Consider the following 16,396-nt stretch of genomic DNA (forward strand, 5'->3'; position numbering starts at 1 on the left):
CCGTGGAGAGCGAGAGGGGCGCCCTGTGGCAGGGCGCCCCTCCAGGTCAGGCGCGGCGGAGCTGGAAGGTCAGGCCCAGGTCCTCGTCCACGTGTGACGGGAGGCCGGTCTGGGTGCCCTCCGTGAAGGTCGTGGCCAGGACCTCCTCCGTCACCACCTGCCCCTGCGTGCGCAGCGCCGCGGCCAGGTCGGCAGAGGTGGCGGTCCACCACAGGTCGATGCGGTCCGTGATGGACAGGCCGGTCGACTTGCGGGCCTCCTGGACCAGGCGGATGACCTCGCGCAGCAGGCCGGCGCGGCGCAGGTCGTCGTCGAGCTCCAGGTCCAGGGCCACGGTCTCGCCGGTGCCGGTGCCGATCGCGCCCGTCTCGACGGCCCAGCCCGAGCGGGGCTGCTCGTTGACGATCACCTCGTCGGGGCCGAGCATGATCTCGCCCAGCTCGTCCGCCTCCACCATGACCGTGGCGCCCGAGCGCAGGGCGCGGGCCACGCGGGCCGGGTCGGCGGCGGCCATCGCGGCGGCCACGAGCTTGGTCTGGGAGCCGAAGCGCTTGCCCAGGGCCCGGAAGTTGGGCTTGACCGAGTAGGACACGAGGTCGGCGCTGAAGCCGGACATGTCCTCCATGGCCTGGACGTTGAGCTCGTCGGCGACCAGGCCGCGCAACTCGGCGGGCAGCGCCGGCCAGCCGTGCGCCCCCACCAGGGCGCGCCGCAGCGGCTGGCGGGTCTTGACGCCCGAGGAGGCGCGGGCCGAGCGGCCCAGCTCCACCAGGCGGCGCACCAGGGCCATCTGGTCCGACAACGCCGGGTCCAGCAGGTCCTCGCGCACCTGCGGCCAGGAGGTCAGGTGCACCGAGGACGGCGCCCCCGGCGTGCGCAGGACGTCCCAGAGGTGGTCGGTGACGAACGGCGTGATGGGCGCCATCAGCCTGATGACCGTCTCCAGGCACTCGTACAGGGTCGCGAAGGCGTCCTGCGAGCCCTGCCAGAACCGGCGGCGCGAGCGGCGTACGTACCAGTTGGACAGGTCGTCGAGGAAGTCGGCCAGGCGGCGGCCGGCCCGCTGGGTGTCGTATTCGTCCAGCGCCGCCGTGACCTCGGCCACCGTCCGGTGCAGCTCGGCCAGCGCCCAGCGGTCGAGCAGCGGGCGCTCGGCCGGGGCGGTGGCCTCCGGCAGCCGCTCGGGCGTCCACGACTCGGCGTTGGCGTAGAGGGTGAAGAACGAGGAGGTGTTCCAGAGCGTCAGCAGGACCTTGCGGACGATCTCCTCCAGCGTGTTGTGTCCCACCCTGCGGGCCGACCAGGGCGAGCCGGAGCAGGCCATGAACCAGCGCAGCGCGTCGGCGCCGTGCTGGTCCATCAGCGGGATCGGCTCCAGGATGTTGCCCAGGTGCTTGCTCATCTTGCGGCCGTCCTCGGCCAGGATGAGGCCGAGGCAGAGCACGTTCTCGTAGGAGGACTGCCCGAAGACGAGCGTGCCGACGGCCATCAGCGAGTAGAACCAGCCGCGCGTCTGGTCGGTGGCCTCGCAGATGAACTGCGCCGGGTAGAGGCCCTCGGGCTTGCCGCGCTCGCCCCACTGGGCGAAGGGCATGGAGCCGGAGTCGTACCAGGCGTCGATGACGTCGGGCACGCGGCGGGCCTCGGCGCCGCACGAGGGGCAGCCGAAGGTGACGTCGTCGACGTACGGGCGGTGCGGGTCGAGCGCCGAGACGTCGTGACCCGCGAGCGTGCTCAGCTCCTCCAGCGACCCGACGCACGTCACGTGGGACTCGTCCTGCGAGCACACCCACAGCGGCAGCGGCGTGCCCCAGTAGCGCGAGCGCGACAACGACCAGTCGACGTTGTTGCGCAGCCACTCGCCGAAGCGGCCCCACTTGATCGTGTCGGGGTACCAGTTGGTGCCGGAGTTCTCCGCCAGCATCTGGTCCTTGACCGCGGTGGTGCGGATGTACCAGGACGGGAGCGCGTAGTAGAGCAGCGGCGTGTGGCAGCGCCAGCAGTGCGGGTAGCTGTGCTCGAAGTGACCGCCGCGGAACAGCAGCCCGCGCGCCCGCAGGTCCTCGGTCAGCTCCTCGTCGGCGTCCTTGAAGAACCGGCCGCCGACCATGGGCACGTCGTCGAGGAAGCGGCCGTCGGGGCCGATCGGGTTGACGACGGGCATGTCGTAGCGCTTGATGACGGCCAGGTCGTCGGCGCCGAAGGCGGGAGCCTGGTGGACCAGGCCGGTGCCGTCCTCGACGGTGACGTAGTCGCCGAGCACCACGTAGTGGGCGCCGGGGATGTCGACCAGGTCGAACGGGCGGGTGTAGGTGGTGTGCTCCAGGTCGCGGCCGGTGTGGCGGGACACCTCGGTCACGTCGTCGCCGAGCACCGACAGCAGCGGCTCGGCCACGACCAGGACCTCGCCCTCGGCCGTGCGGGCGGCCACGTAGGTGACGTCGGGGTGGACGGCGACGGCCGTGTTGGACACCAGCGTCCACGGCGTGGTCGTCCAGACCAGCAGCGCCGCGCCCAGCTCGGCCAGCGGGCCCGAGGTCACGGGCATGCGGACGTAGACCGACGGGCTGGAGACGGTCTCGTAGCCGCCGGGCTGGCCCAGCTCGTGGTCGGACAGCCCGGTGCCGCAGCGCGGGCAGTAGGGGGTGATCCGGAAGTCGCGGAACAGCAGCCCCTTGTCGAAGACGACCTTCAGCGACCACCACACGGACTCGATGTAGGACGGGTCCATCGTCCGGTACGCCTGCGACAGGTCGATCCAGTAACCCATCCGCTCGGTCATCTGCTCGAACGCGTCCACGTGCCGCAGCACCGACTCGCGGCACTTGGCGTTGAACTCGGCGATGCCGTACGTCTCGATGTCCTTCTTGCCGGACAGGCCCAGCTCGCGCTCGACGCCGACCTCGACCGGCAGGCCGTGGCAGTCCCAGCCGGCCTTACGCGGGACGCTGAATCCGCGCATGGACTTGTAGCGGGGGAAGAGGTCCTTGAACACGCGGGCCTCGACGTGGTGGACGCCGGGCAGGCCGTTGGCGGTGGGCGGGCCCTCGTAGAAGACCCAGGAGGGATTGCCGGCGTTCTGCTCCACCGAACGCTCGAAGATCTTCCCGTCCCTCCACCGGTCGAGGACCTCGCGCTCGAGCGCGGGCAGGTCGACCTGCGCGGAAAGAGAGCGGAAATACGGAGAAGACATCTCGGGCGGGACCTCCACGCTTGATCGGCCGGCAGGGCTGTTGCGTGAAGGGACGAAGCCAGGAGGCTCCGCGGTACCACCCTTCTTGGCCTCGCCCGGGGCGGGGCCCTCTTCATTGAAACTGCGGCCGGGTCTAATGAGCTCGAAGAGCCGTTCTTCCGGCGGCTCCGGGGTGATATCCCTCACATTCGGGGCCCCATCAACACCTTGCAGACTCAAACCATAACGCAGAGCGGGAGCGAAGGCTTCCAGGTTTTCCCGGGTGGCGGCCCTGCCGGCGCCCGCGCTTCGGTACGTGAGTCGTAAACGGCGCAAAGTTGTGGGAATGGACGCCGCTGAGAAGGAGTTGAATGCGCGAGGCGGGATAGTACGGGGGAGGTAAACCGTCCGGCGGGTCGTTTGCCGTTCCGTTATGAGGATCCTAAGCTGCCCGCACCCTTTAGGCCCTTGTTCAGCATGGAGGCACAGGCATGGCGGCAGTCACGCAGACCGCTACACCGTCGATGTGGTCGGAGGAGGAGCTGGCCGAGGTACGCGACCGGCTCCAGACCGAGATCGACGAGCTCGAGGCGGACATCCACCGTCACGAGTCGGAGATAGCCTCCGGCGACGTCACCCAGGGCGCCGGCGACGACCAGGCGGACGCGGGAGCCAAGACGTACGAGCGCGAACGCGAGATCGCCCTTACCCTGAATGCGCGCGATCTGGTCGCGCAGAACGAACGTGCGATCGCCAGGATCGACGCAGGGACCTATGGAGTGTGCGAATCGTGCCACAAGCCGATCGGCAAGGAACGCCTCCAGGCGTTCCCGAGGGCGACGCTGTGCGTGGCCTGCAAGCAGAAGGAGGAGCGCCGGTAGCGGGCACCCCTGACGAGCCTGCCGAGGGCCGGGCGGAAAGCCCGGAGAAGGGCTCGGCGGAAGACCCGGTGAGGGGCTCTTCCGCCGGCCGGCAGGAGGGGGAGGGCCCGGCGGGGCGCGGGCCGCGCCGGGGCCTGTTCGCCGTCCTCGTGGCGCTGGCGGCCGTGATCTACGCGGCCGACCTCGTCACCAAGACGGTGGCGCTGCGCACGCTCGAAGGTGAGCCGCCGCTGGTCGTGCTCCCCGGCGTGCTGCAGTTCCGGGTGATCTTCAATTCGGGCGCCGCCTTCAGCATCGGCACGGGCATGACGTTCGTCTTCACGCTGATCGCGGCCGGGGTGGTCGTGGCCATCGTGCGCACCGCGCGCAAGCTCGGCAGCCGGGCCTGGGCGGTCACGCTCGGGCTGCTGCTGGGCGGCGCGCTCGGCAACCTCACCGACAGGCTGCTGCGTTACCCGTCGGGATGGGGGCGCTCCACGCAACTGCAGGGCCACGTCGTCGACTTCATCGAGGTCCTGCCCGGGAACTTCCCCGTCATCGACTACTTCCCCGTCTTCAACATCGCCGACTCCGCGATCGTCTGCGGCGGCATCCTGGCGGTGTTCCTGGCCTGGCGCAACGTGCAGATCGACGGGTCGAAGGAGGCGGGCGACGGTGAGTGAGCAGCGCAGCCTGCCTGTGCCCGACGGGCTCGAGGGAGAGCGGCTCGACGCCGCGCTGTCGCGGCTGTTCGGCTTCTCCCGCACCCGCGCGGCCGAGCTGATCCTGGCCGGCGAGGTGCTGGTGGACGGGCAGCGGCCGGCCAAGTCGGACCGGGTGCACGCCGGAGCGTGGCTCGACGTGACGATGCCGCCGCCGGTCACCACGCCGATGCCGGTGGCCGAGCCGGTGCCGGGCATGACCATCGTGTACGAGGACGACGACGTCATCGTGGTCAACAAGCCCATCGGGGTGGCCGCCCACCCCACCGTCGGCTGGACGGGCCCGACCGTGATCGGCGGGCTGCTCGGCGCCGGGCACACCATCGCCACCAGCGGCGCCGCCGAGCGCCAGGGCATCGTGCACCGGCTCGACGCCAACACGACGGGTGCCATGGTCGTGGCCAAGAGCGAGCACGCCTACTCCCACCTCAAGCGGGCCTTCAAGGAACGCACGGTCGACAAGCGCTACCACGCGCTGGTGCAGGGCCATCCCGACCCGTTCAGGGGGACGGTCGACGCGCCCATCGACCGGCATCCGTCGGGCGACGGCCGCTTCGCCGTCGTGGCCGGCGGGAAGCCGTCCGTCACCCACTACGACACGGTGGAGGCGTTCAGGGCGGCGTCGCTGCTGGACATCAAACTGGAGACCGGGCGCACCCACCAGATCCGGGTGCACATGTCGGCGCTGCGCCATCCGTGCGTGGGCGACCTGATGTACGGCGCCGATCCCACGCTGGCCGCCCGCCTGGGGGTGACCCGGCAGTGGCTGCACGCGGTGGCGCTGGGGTTCGAGCATCCGTCGAGCGGGGAGTGGATCTCGTTCAGCACCGACTATCCGCAGGACCTGCAGAAGGCGCTCGACATCGTCCGCGAGGAGTCCTGAGGCGTCGTCCGCGAGGCCCGGCCCAGGGGGCCGGCCTCGTCGGCGAGGAGATCTGAGCGGCCGCTCTCGTCGGCGAGGAGTCCTGAGCGGCCGCTAGGGCGTGCTACTGGCCTTCGACCTGGCCGGGCGTCCTGGTCGGGGTGTCGTCCTTCTTCTCGTCGTCCTTCTTGTCGTCCTTCTTGTCGTCCTTCTTGTCGTCCTTCTTGTCGTCCGTGGCCTCCCGCGACGGGGTCGCGCTCCGCTTGGGGGCGGGCGTCCTCGGCTGCTCGCGCGTGGGCGGCGGGGTGCTGCGCGGGCCGGTGCTCCGGGGTCCGGCCCGCTGCGGAACGGTGCTCTGGGGTACGGTACGGCGCTCAGGGGGCTGGGAAACCGGTGGGCTGGAGGACTTGGCCGGGTCGGTGGCGGCCGGCGTCGTCCCGGGGGCCGAGCTGCCGACCACGGCGGGGACGGTGTCCGGCACGCGCGGCAGGTCGTCCGAGCGGTTCGACCACCAGGCCGCGCCGCCCGTGACCACGGCCACGACGAGCGCGCCCCCGGCGATGGCGGCCAGCGGCAGCGCCCGCCCGTACCCGCGCCTTCCACCGTGTCCGCCGCTGGGCCCGCCACGCCGCGTCACGCCGGGCCCAGCGGCGGGCAGGGTGACCGGGCTGGTCTGCTCGGGCGAGCCGCCCGCCAGGATCACGCTCAGCCGCCGCTCGGCCTCGTCCAGCGTCATGCGCTCGGACGGATCCTTGCGCAGCAGTCCCATCAGCACGGGGGCGAGCACGCCGGCCCGGGCCAGCGGCTCCGGCTCGGCGTGCATGACCGCCCCCAGCGTGGCCAGGGCGTTGTCGCGGTGGAAGGGGGAGTGACCCTCGACCGCCATGTAGAGCGTCACGCCCAGCGACCACAGGTCCGACGCCGGCCGGGCCCGCCCGCCGGCCGCGCGTTCCGGCGCCATGAAGGAGGGGGTGCCGATCAGGATGCCGGTCCTCGTGACCGGGGCCTCGTCCTCGGTGGTGGCGATGCCGAAGTCGGTGAGCACCGCCCGGCCGTCCTCGGTGAGCAGCACGTTGTCGGGCTTGACGTCACGGTGCAGCACGCCGGCCGCGTGCGCGGCGCGCAGCGCCTCCATGAGCTGCAGGCCGACGCTCGCGACGTCGAGTTGCGACATGGGCCCCTCGTCGCGGATCTGCTCGCCCAGCGTGCGGGAGTGCACGAGCTGCATGACGATCCAGGGGTGACCCTGCTCCTCCAGGACGTCGTAGACGGCGGCCACGCCGGGGTGCGCCACCCGGCCCGCCGCCCGGGCCTCGCGGAACGTGCGGACGGCGAACTCCTCGCGTTCCTCGCCCGTCAGGCCGGTCGGGGGCAGCACCTCCTTGACGGCCACGTCCCTGCCGAGCACCTCGTCGTGCGCGTGCCACACCGTGCCCATGCCGCCCCGGCCGATCGTCCTGAGCAGCCGATATCGCCCACCGACCATCACCGCTGAATCGGACATGCACCGGCGACTACCCAAGAACGATCCGGACAAGCGCCGTGACGGCCGCCGCTGCCGCCAGAACCACCAGAAAAGGGGCGCGCAGCAGCAGCGCCACGACCGCCGCCCCGAGTCCCGCCGCGCGGGCCGGGTCGAAGCGCAGCGCGCCGTCCTCCGTGAACATCTGCACCGCGATCAGCGCCGCCAGCAGCGCCACCGGCACCAGTTCGGCGAACCTGCGCACCGTCGGATGGTCCAGCACCCTGCGCGGCGCGGCCAGCCCGGCCAGCTTCAGCGCGTAGCAGCCCGCGCAGACGACGGCGATCGCCCACCACAGCGTCATCGCGCCATCACCACCAGCACGGCGACGGCCGACAGCAGCACGGGCACGCCCGGCGGGAAGAACGGGGTGGCGCACAGCGCGATCACCGCCGCGCCGGCGGCCAGCGCGGGCAGCTCGCCGCCGGCCTTCAGCCGCGGCCACAGGATGGCCAGGAACGCGACCGGGCCGACCACGTCCAGGCCCAGCACGCCGGGGTCGCCCAGGGAGGAGGTGCCGTAGGCGCCGGCCAGCGTGGTGAGGTTCCAGGTCACGTAGAGGCTGGCGAACGTGGTCACGAAGCCCGTGCGGGCGGCCTCAGGGGTCGGCTGGGCGAGCGTGACGGCGGTGGTCTCGTCGATGACGCCCTGGGCGGCCAGCAGGCGGCGCGGGCCGCGTACCCGGAGCAGGTCGGCCAGGCGCAGGCCGTAGAGGGTGTTGCGGCCGCCGAGCAGCAGCGCGCCGAGCGCGGCGGCGGCCAGGTCGCCGCCGGCGCCGACCGCGCCGGTCAGCGCGAACTGCGAGGCGCCGGTGAAGGCCAGCAGGCTGAGCACGCACGCCTGCGGCACCGACAGGCCCGCGGTGATCGCCGCGGCGCCGAAGGCGAGGCCGGACAGCCCCACCGCCAGGCCGACGCCGAGACCGTCCCGCACGGCGGCGGAGCGGTGTGTTGTCTCTTCCATGCCACCCGAGGTTAGGTGGTGGGAAATGTGCCGGTCTTGTACGATCCTGCGGCCCGCTGGTACGCGGCAGGCGGCACGCCCATGATGCGTTTGAAGTGCCGGTTCAGGTGCGCCTGGTCGGTGAAGCCCACCTCGGCGGCCACCTGCGCGGGACGTACGCCGGAACGCAGCAGCCGGCCCGCCCGGCGTACCCGCAGCGAGATCAGGTAGGCGTGCGGCGGCATCCCCGTCGCGGCCTTGAACGCCCGCAGCAGCGCGAACGGCCGCGCCCCCACCGCGCCCGCCAGGTCGTCCAGCGTCGGCGGATCGACCAGGCTCTCGTGCAGCAGGTCGAGCGCCTCGCGGACCACCCCGGGACCATCGGCGGGACCGCCGCCGGGCGGCCGGGGCGCGGCGTGCCGGGTCAGCAGCCGGGCGAACAGCGTCCGGCTCAGCGTCGAGGCGGCCAGCGCGTCGCCCTGCTCGGCCGCCTCGTGCGCCCGGGCCAGCAGCCGCGCCACCTGGTCGTCCCGGGCCACCTGCGCGGGGAAGTGCGGCGTGCCCGCGGGCGCGCCCAGCTCGGCGGCGATCGTCTCCAGCGCGCCGATCGACGGGTAGAGCATCCGGTACGCCCACCCGCCCGGCACCCCCGCGTGCCCGGTGTGCGCGATGTCGGGATTGACCAGCACGAGCTCGCCCGCCCCCGCCCGGTGCAGCGTGCCGCGATAGTCGAACTCCTCCACCCCCGACACGATGAGGCCGATCGCGTAGCCGTCGTGCGCGTGCCGGGCGAAGCGGTGGGTGACGTAGCGGGCCTTGAGCAGGTCGGTCTCCGGCACCGCCGGATGCCGCCAGAACCGGGCCTGCTCGTTCGCGGACGGGCTCATCGGGACGGCTTGAACGTCCTGGCGAACGTGTCGAAGTAACGCCGGTCCTGCTTCCACCGGGCGTGCGTGGTCTCCCAGTAGAGGGCGTAGGGACGGCCGTCGTGGGTGTGGAAGCCCCGGTTGATCACGTGGATCGTCTCGCCGCCGCGCACCCTGGTGAACTCCCAGTCGGCGGCCCGCAGGCCGAGGTAGCCGGTGGCCCTGATGCCGATCCGCCGGTATCCGGCGAACTCGCCCCTCGCCCTGATCTCCCTCTCCAGGCCGGCCCAGTGCTCGACCGGGTCGTCCCACGGGATGGTGGGGACCGTCCACTCCACGATCAGCGCTCCCGGGCTGCCGGGTCCTGTGACGCGGATGCTGTCGCGTTCCGGGTCCTTCCTGGCCTGCCAGCGCGGCGGCAGGGCGATGCGGAAGCGGCCCGCCGCGTTGCTGTAGGAGCTCCAGCCCGCCGGGAGCGGCGTGCGCGTGACGGTGGGCTCGGGCGTGGGGGTGCGCGTCGGGGTGGGCTCAGGAGTGGCGTCACCGCTCGGCGTGGTGGTGACCTGGCCGGAGGTCGGCGTCGGGCGCGGCGTCGCGGGCGGCGCGGACCAGCGGTCGGACAGCAGCACGCCGGCCGTGCCCAGCGCCGCCACGGCGGCCAGGGCCGAGGGCACGCCGATCCACAGCGCCTTCGCGCGCCGGGCCGGCCGCTGCTTGGGCAGCGTCGGGTGCGCCCCGCCGCCGGAGGGGACGGATCCGCTCGTGTCACTCCCGCGGTGTCCGGCCGGGCCGCCCGTCCGGCCGGCCGGTTCCTCCCTCCAGGGGAGATCGGGGACGGCCGGTGGGCGGGGGGCGGCGGCGATCGCGTACAGCAGCCTGGCGGCCTCCTCGGCGGGCATCCGGGCGGCGGGGTCGCGGCGCAGCAGCCCCATGATGACCGGTTCGAGCGCCCCGGCCCGCACCGGCGGCTCAGGGGCGTCGCGCAGCACCGCCGCCACCGTCGCCGCCCACGAGTCCCGCTTGTACGGCGGCCGCCCCTCGACGGCCGCGTACAGCGTCGCCCCGAGCGACCACAGGTCCGACTCCGGTCGGGCCGGTTCGCCGTTGAGCCGCTCGGGCGGCATGTAGGCGGGCGTGCCCACCAGCCCGCCGGTCGCGGTCAGCCCCGCCTCGGTCTCCAGCGTGGCGATGCCGAAGTCGGTGAGCACCACCCGGCCGTCGTCGGCCAGCAGCACGTTCTCCGGCTTGACGTCACGGTGCAGCACCCCGGTCGCGTGCGCGGCCCGCAGCGCGTCGAGCACCCGGCCGCCGATCACGGCGGCCTGGCCCTCGCGCAGCGGCCCGCTCTCGCCGATCACCTGGGCCAGCGAACGCGAGCGGACGAGCTGCATGACGATCCACGGCCGGCCGTCCTCCTCGACCACGTCGTGGATGACGACGACCGAGGGGTGGTCGAGGCGGCCCGCCGCCCTGGCCTCCCTGATGGTCCTGCGGTTCAGCTCGGCCCGCTTGGCGTCGCCGACGCCGGTGTAGCGGACCTCCTTGATCGCGACCGTACGGTCGAGCAACTCGTCGTGGGCTCGCCACACCACTCCCATGCCGCCCTCGCCGAGCGGCTCGATCAGTCGGTAGCGCTTGCTGACGTGCACGCCGCGCAGTCTATTTGGCGGGCACGAACGTCGCGCAGAAGCCCTCGAAGAAGTCGTAGTCCGCCTTCCAGTGGCTCTTCAGCGTGTGCCAGTAGATCGCGTACGCCTTGCCGTTCTCGGTGACGAAGCCCCGGTCGCGGACGCGGGTCGGCCCGGTGTTGGTGTTCCAGGTGAAATCCCAGTCCGCGGCGGCCTTGTGGAAGCCCTCGACCTTCTTGATGCCGATCTTCTTGTAGCCGCCGAATCCCTGCTTGAGCCGCGGCTCCTGCTTCTTCCAGTCCTTGTACGGGTCCTTGCCCGGCTTGGCCGCCTGCTCGATCATGACGTAGGCGTTGGACGCCGCGCCGGGGCCCTTGAACTTGACCTGCCTGCCGCCGCGCGTCCACACGTCCCACTTCGGGGGCAGCCCGAGGGAGAAGCCGAGCTTCTTGTCCGTGTACATCTTCCACCCGGGGGGCAGCGCGGCCTTCGCCGCGTCCATCGGGCTCTTCTTCTCCGGGGACGGGCTGGCCGGCGGGCTCGTGGTCGCGCTCGGGCTGGGCTCCTCGGCCGTCTCCGAAGGGGAGGGCGGCGGCGAGGAGGCCGTGCCCGGCGGCGACTGCGCCGGAGATTGTGCCGGAGACGCCGTCGCGCCCGTCGCCCCGGAGGTGCGCGCGTCGTCCGCGGGCTCGTCGGGGACCGAGCGCAGGCCGAGGTAGCCGCCGATACCGGCGACGAGCACGACCGCGACGGCCGCGGCGATGATCGTCCCGGCCTTGCGCTGCTGCTCGGGCCGTCCCGACTCGATCGTGGACGCGGTCTCCTGGCGAGGGGGATCGGCCGGCGGGCGCGGGATGCGCGCCCCGGTCTGGGGCGGCACCATCGGCTCCGGCGCCGGCGCCGCCGCGGGGATCAGGTCCGGGTCGGTCGGCGTGTCGTCCTCGACGGGGGCGTACGGGCGCCTGGCCTTGGCCGGCCGCTTCGGCGTGGTCGCGGCGGCCGGCCGCTTCGGCCTGGCCGGGGCGGGCACGTGCAGCTCCTGCGCCGCCGGGAACTGGGCGGTCGGGGGCGCGCCGGCCTGCGCGATGGCGTTGCGCAGCTGGCGCTGCGCCTCCTCGTACGTCAGCCGCTGCACCGGCTCCTTGTTCAGTAACCCGTGGATCACGCCTTCGAGCGGGCCCAGGTTCTGCGCCGGGTCGGGCTCGTCGGTGAGCACGGCGTGCATGGTCGCCAGCGCCATCCCGCGCTCGTGCGGCGAGCGGCCCTCCACCGCCGTGTAGAGCGTGGCTCCGAGCGACCACAGGTCCGACTCGCGCCGCGCGGGCAGCCCCTTGAGCCGCTCCGGTGCGATGAACGCCGGAGTGCCCGCCAGGCCCGTCACCGTGAGCTGCGTCTCGGTCTCCAGCGTGGCGATGCCGAAGTCGGTGAGCACGACCCGGCCGTCGTCGGCCAGCAGCACGTTCTCGGGTTTGACGTCGCGGTGCAGCACGCCCGCCTCATGGGCGCGGTGCAGGGCGTCGAGCATGGCCAGGCCGATCTCCGCCACCCTTGTGGCCGGCAACGGCCCGTCCTGCTTGATCACGGCTCCGAGGGAGCGTGACTGGACGAGTTGCATGACGATCCAGGGCCTGCCGTCCTCTTCGATCACGTCGTGAACGACGATCACGTTGGGATGCTCGAACCTGGCCGCCGCCCTCGCCTCGCGCATTGTGCGCCGGTTCAGCAGCTGCACCTCTTCGCCCAGGGCGGCGGCGTACCTGACCTCCTTGACCGCGACAGTGCGGTCGAGGAGCTCGTCGTAGGCTCGCCACACGATGCCCATTCCGCCCCTGCCGATGGGTTCCTGCAGCTGGTAGCGGCCGGCGATGCGGCGTCCGTCCTGCTTGCGATCCGACATCAACGGCCTCAAACCCTCCTCTAGGCCAAGAAATACTCCCATAGGCAGGGATCAACGGCGACTCGCGTGAAGGACAGTCCGCCATACGAGATGTGCTGCCCAGCAGGTGGAGACGGGGGTGTAGGGTTCAGATATGACTTGCCGTCGCTACGCGTTTACCGAGCCGGCTCCGGGAGAGCCGGTCGCAGGCTAGCGACCACCTGGAGTCGGCACGAGGCAGAGACACCCGTCTCTGCCTTTTTCGTTGTCCGCCGGCTCCTGGGCCGGCCGAGCAGGGAGTCGGGATGTCATCGACGTTGGAACGGCGCGCGGTGCCGGTGGGCGGGCTGCTCGTGGGCGAGGGGCCCGCCGTGGTGATCGGCGGCCGGGTGAGCCTGCGGGCGCGGCGCGGGCAGGCGGGCGCGGGGTCGGTGGCGATCGAGGGGGCCACCCTCGTGGAGCCGTACTCGGCGGACGACCTGCCGGCCATCGCCGAGCACGCGGACGCCGTGGTGGTGGGGGCGTCGTGGACCCGCGACATCCCGCTCGTGCGCGCGGCGGCCGGGCTCGGGCTGCCCGTGGTGGTCGAGCGGCGGCGGGAGGCGTCCGTGGCGGAGTGGCTGGAGCTGGCCGACTACTGCGCGGCCGAGGGTGACGGGCAGGTGATCCTGTGCGAGGGCGGCCGGCCTGACCTCGGGCTGATGCGGGCGGCCAAGGTCGCCTCGGGGCGTCCCGTGCTGGCCGACGTCTCCGCCGACGTCGGCCTGTCGGCCGCCGCCGTCGCGGCCGGCGCCGACGGGCTCATCGTCGGCTCCCCCGATCCGGCCCTGGCTCAGGGAACGGGTGCAGGAACGGCCTCCCCGGGCGCTGGAACGGGCTCAGCGGGCCCGGGACCGGGCGCGGACCGGCTGGTGGCCGAGGAGGCGGTCGTGCTCGTGGGCGCGCTGCTCAGGGACGAGGCGCCGGCCACGCTGCCGGAGTGCCGCCAGGCCATCGACCGGCTGGACGCCGCGCTCGCCACGCTGCTGGAGCGGCGGGCGGAGCTGGCGGGCATCGTGCAGCGGATCAAGCCCGTGGGCGGCTTCGCGGGGCGCGACCTCGGCAGGGAGCGGGCCCTGGTCGCGCGGATGGCCGTACGCGCGCCCGCGCTGGGCGAGGCGCGGCTGGCCCCGATCATGAACGCGGTCATCGAGGCGGGCCTGCACCTGGCCGAGGAACGCGCCGCCGAGTGACCCGCCGCCGGATCGCGGGCGCACGACGGGCGGCGGGCAGGCGCCGGCCAGGCGGGCGGCCAGGCGAGCGGCAGGCGAGCGGTCAGGCGGGGCCGGGGGTGACCAGGCGGTGGTTGTGCATCGGGCGGCCGGGGCCGGCGGCGACCTGCTTGGTGATGAGGTCGGCGAAGCGGCGGTAGCCCTCGCCCGTGGGGTGGTAGCTGCGCGCGTTGACCGTCAGCTCCTCCATGTTCACCGCCAGCCCGTTCAGGTACGGCTGCGGCTGCCCCACCTCGTGCCCGGAGAAGGCCGCGTAGGCGTCCACGTACTCGGCGCTGCCCGGCGCGCCGAACGCCGCGATGCCCCGGTCGAACTCCGCCACCACGGCTCCCACGGTGTCGTTGAGCCGCCGCGTCATGCCGTTCAGCCAGCGCTGGTCGGCCACGCTCATGTTGTCGACGCTCGCCACCGGGTGCTCGGGGAAGGGCCGGGGGTAGCCGAGCACGATGACACGGGCTCCTGGGGCGCGCACGCGCAGCTCCCGCAGCACCTTGCCCATGTCGGTGCGCAGCTCGTCGATGCGCCTGCGGACGGCGGTGTCCTGGTCGACGCAGGCCGACGACCACGGGATCTTGACGATGCAGCCGGTCAGCACCTTGCTGAAGCCGGCGTCGTTGCCGCCGATGCTGAGCGTGATCAGGCTGGCGGCGGGCCCGACGCGGGTGATCTGCGGCGGCTGGCCGTGCTGGCCGGTCAGGAGCTGGCGGGTGGTGGCGCCGCTGCAGGCGTAGAAGGCGGTGCCCCCGCCGAATTCGTAAGTCGCCGCCACCAGCGGCACGTACGAGCCGGTCGCCCGGTGGCAGCGCGCGGCCCCGTCGTTGACCGGCGACTTGTCGAGGTCGTAGACGCCCTCCCCGGAGGAGTAGGAGTCGCCGAGCGCGACGTACGTGCCGCCCTGGGCCACCTGCAGCGCCGTCATCGGCACCACCTTCGGCAGGTCGCCGCGCGGCTCCGCGGTCGTGGGACAGCCCGCGTCGAGCACGGCGCAGGCCAGCCTGGGGTAGACGCCCAGGGGCAGGCACGCCAGCGCCAGCGCGACGCCGATGGCCGCCGCCGCTGAGATCCGGACGATCTTCCGTCTCGTCCCGTCCAGCGCGACCTCCCCGATGACGGCTCCCTCGTACGTGCGCCATCGAGACTACCCAGCCGATCATCCGGGCGGGCGTGTCGCGCGGGCTAGGCTTCGGCCTGGGCCGGGACGCGGCGGCGGTAGACGGTGCGCCGCCACCAGCCCACGGCGATGGCCACGAACAGGCACGGCACCAGGTAGAACGCCAGCCGCTGGTCCGCGTCGGCGAACGGCATCAGCAGCACCACCAGGGCCAGAAACGCCAGCGTCAGCCAGTTGGTCCAGGGCGTGCCCGGCATCGGGAAGTCGGAGCGGTGACCCGTGCGGCGCAGCCGCAGCTGGCAGTAGACCAGCACGCCCCACGTGGTGATCACGCCCAGGGAGGCCACGGCCGTGGCGATGTTGAAGGCCCGCTCGGGCATGAAGTAGAACAGCACCAGCCCGGCCAGGAACATGGCCGCGGTGAACACGATGCCGCCGATCGGCACGTGCCTGGAGCTGAGGGCGCCGGCGAAGCGGGGGGCCTCCCGCTTCATCGCCATCGAGCGCAGGATGCGGCCCGTGGCGTACAGGCCGGAGTTGCACGACGACAGCGCCGCGGTGATCACCACGAGGTTCATCGCGTCGGCCGCCCACGGCACGCCCATGCCCGAGAAGACCGTCACGAACGGCGACGTGCCCGCCTCGTACGACGTCCACGGCAGCACCATGCCGAGCAGCAGCACCGAGCCCACGTAGAAGATCGCGATCCGCCACACGACGCCGTTGATCGCCTTCGGCATGACCTCGCGCGGCCTGGCCGTCTCGCCCGCGGTGATGCCGACCAGCTCGATCGAGGCGTACGCGAACACCACCGACTGCAGGCTCATCAGCACCAGCGGGAACCCCGTCGGGAAGAACCCGCCGTGCGAGACCAGGTTGTGCGGCCCCGCCTGACCCACCGCGAAGACCACCAGCACCAGCCCGACGACCAGGAAGACCGAGATGGCGAGCACCTTGAGCATGGCGAACCAGAACTCCAGCTCGCCGAACAGCCGCACCGACAGCAGGTTGACCGTCATGACGACGGTGAGGGCGAGCACGGCCGTCAGCCACTGGGGGAAGGCCGGGGCCCAGTAATGGACGTAGGCGGCGATCGCGGTCAGCTCGGCGATGCCGGTGAACGCCCAGTTGATCCAGTACATCCAGCCGCTGGCGAACGCGGCCCATGGACCGATGAACTCGCCCGCGTACTCGACGAACGAGCCCGACACCGGGCGGTAGAGCACGAGCTCGCCCAGCGCCCGCATGACGAAGAACGCGGCCACCCCCGCGGCGGCGTAGGAGAGCACGAGCGCCGGCCCGGCGGCGGCCAGCCGGCCCCCCGCGCCGAGGAACAGCCCCACCCCGATCGCCCCGCCGATGGCGATCATCTGGATCTGCCGGTTGCCCAGGGCGGGCAGGTAACCGTCGTCGGTCTGCGTGCGCATCGCGTGACTCCTCGATGACCTAGCGTGACCACGAGGATATCGGCGCGGCCGATCGCGGCGGTCCCGGCGCGCCGGTCCCGCGGGCCGGCGCGAGCGTCCTCCCGCAGGTCGGGCCGGGGGCCCGGAGTTGTCGGTGG

13 protein-coding genes are annotated in these 16,396 nt (G+C 72.7%); 4 read left to right on the forward strand and 9 right to left on the reverse strand.

The features are described 5' to 3' along the window. Nucleotides 1-46: 46 nt before the first annotated feature. Entirely contained in the window at nucleotides 47-3,193 is a 3,147-nt protein-coding gene (ileS, locus tag B0I32_RS27340; protein ID WP_106244908.1) for an isoleucine--tRNA ligase, read from the reverse strand. A gap of 470 nt (nucleotides 3,194-3,663) precedes the next feature. On the opposite strand from ileS, the gene B0I32_RS27345 reads away from it, so the two are divergent. The 3 genes from B0I32_RS27345 (at nucleotide 3,664) to B0I32_RS27355 (ending at nucleotide 5,637) form a co-directional block, all read left to right on the forward strand. Then, nucleotides 3,664-4,053, forward strand: a complete 390-nt coding sequence (locus B0I32_RS27345; RefSeq protein ID WP_106244614.1) for a TraR/DksA family transcriptional regulator — start codon at nucleotides 3,664-3,666, stop codon at nucleotides 4,051-4,053. Between the two features lie 68 nt (nucleotides 4,054-4,121). Continuing rightward, entirely contained in the window at nucleotides 4,122-4,715 is a 594-nt protein-coding gene (lspA, locus tag B0I32_RS27350; RefSeq protein WP_106244615.1) for a signal peptidase II, read from the forward strand. Then, entirely contained in the window at nucleotides 4,708-5,637 is a 930-nt protein-coding gene (locus B0I32_RS27355) for an RluA family pseudouridine synthase (RefSeq protein ID WP_106244617.1), read from the forward strand. Before lspA ends, B0I32_RS27355 begins: the two co-directional genes overlap by 8 nt. A 103-nt stretch (nucleotides 5,638-5,740) precedes the next feature. Here the strand turns inward: B0I32_RS27355 and B0I32_RS58995 are convergent, their stop codons facing one another. From B0I32_RS58995 to B0I32_RS27385, 6 genes are read right to left on the reverse strand one after another with little or no spacing between them, the layout of a single operon-like run. After that, complete coding sequence (locus B0I32_RS58995) at nucleotides 5,741-7,120, reverse strand: serine/threonine-protein kinase (RefSeq protein WP_106244619.1); 1,380 nt, start codon at nucleotides 7,118-7,120, stop codon at nucleotides 5,741-5,743. Nucleotides 7,121-7,130: 10 nt separating this feature from the next. Then, nucleotides 7,131-7,442, reverse strand: a complete 312-nt coding sequence (locus B0I32_RS27365) for an AzlD domain-containing protein (RefSeq protein WP_106244621.1) — start codon at nucleotides 7,440-7,442, stop codon at nucleotides 7,131-7,133. Next, entirely contained in the window at nucleotides 7,439-8,101 is a 663-nt protein-coding gene (locus tag B0I32_RS27370; RefSeq protein WP_106244623.1) for an AzlC family ABC transporter permease, read from the reverse strand. Before B0I32_RS27370 ends, B0I32_RS27365 begins: the two co-directional genes overlap by 4 nt. An 11-nt stretch (nucleotides 8,102-8,112) precedes the next feature. After that, on the reverse strand, nucleotides 8,113-8,967 hold the full coding sequence (locus tag B0I32_RS27375; RefSeq protein ID WP_181307833.1) for an AraC family transcriptional regulator: 855 nt from the start codon (nucleotides 8,965-8,967) through the stop codon (nucleotides 8,113-8,115). Next, nucleotides 8,964-10,595, reverse strand: a complete 1,632-nt coding sequence (locus tag B0I32_RS27380) for a serine/threonine-protein kinase (RefSeq protein ID WP_106244625.1) — start codon at nucleotides 10,593-10,595, stop codon at nucleotides 8,964-8,966. Before B0I32_RS27380 ends, B0I32_RS27375 begins: the two co-directional genes overlap by 4 nt. Nucleotides 10,596-10,605: 10 nt before the next feature. Further along, nucleotides 10,606-12,471 (reverse strand): serine/threonine-protein kinase, encoded by a 1,866-nt coding sequence (locus B0I32_RS27385; protein WP_181307835.1) that lies wholly within the window; start codon nucleotides 12,469-12,471, stop codon nucleotides 10,606-10,608. A 284-nt stretch (nucleotides 12,472-12,755) separates the two neighbouring features. Between B0I32_RS27385 and B0I32_RS61445 the strand changes: the two genes are divergently transcribed. Then, entirely contained in the window at nucleotides 12,756-13,682 is a 927-nt protein-coding gene (locus tag B0I32_RS61445) for a chorismate mutase (RefSeq protein ID WP_106244629.1), read from the forward strand. An 82-nt stretch (nucleotides 13,683-13,764) separates the two neighbouring features. On the opposite strand, the gene B0I32_RS27395 is transcribed toward B0I32_RS61445, so the two are convergent. Both B0I32_RS27395 and B0I32_RS27400 read right to left on the reverse strand, forming a co-directional pair. Continuing rightward, nucleotides 13,765-14,703 carry an SGNH/GDSL hydrolase family protein gene (locus B0I32_RS27395; protein WP_245956060.1) on the reverse strand — a complete coding sequence of 313 codons (939 nt, stop codon included), beginning with the start codon at nucleotides 14,701-14,703 and terminating at the stop codon, nucleotides 13,765-13,767. Between the two features lie 194 nt (nucleotides 14,704-14,897). After that, entirely contained in the window at nucleotides 14,898-16,259 is a 1,362-nt protein-coding gene (locus B0I32_RS27400) for an amino acid permease (protein WP_106244631.1), read from the reverse strand. Between the last annotated feature and the right edge of the window lie 137 nt (nucleotides 16,260-16,396).

Source organism: Nonomuraea fuscirosea (assembly GCF_003001935.1).
Lineage (GTDB): Bacteria > Actinomycetota > Actinomycetes > Streptosporangiales > Streptosporangiaceae > Nonomuraea > Nonomuraea fuscirosea.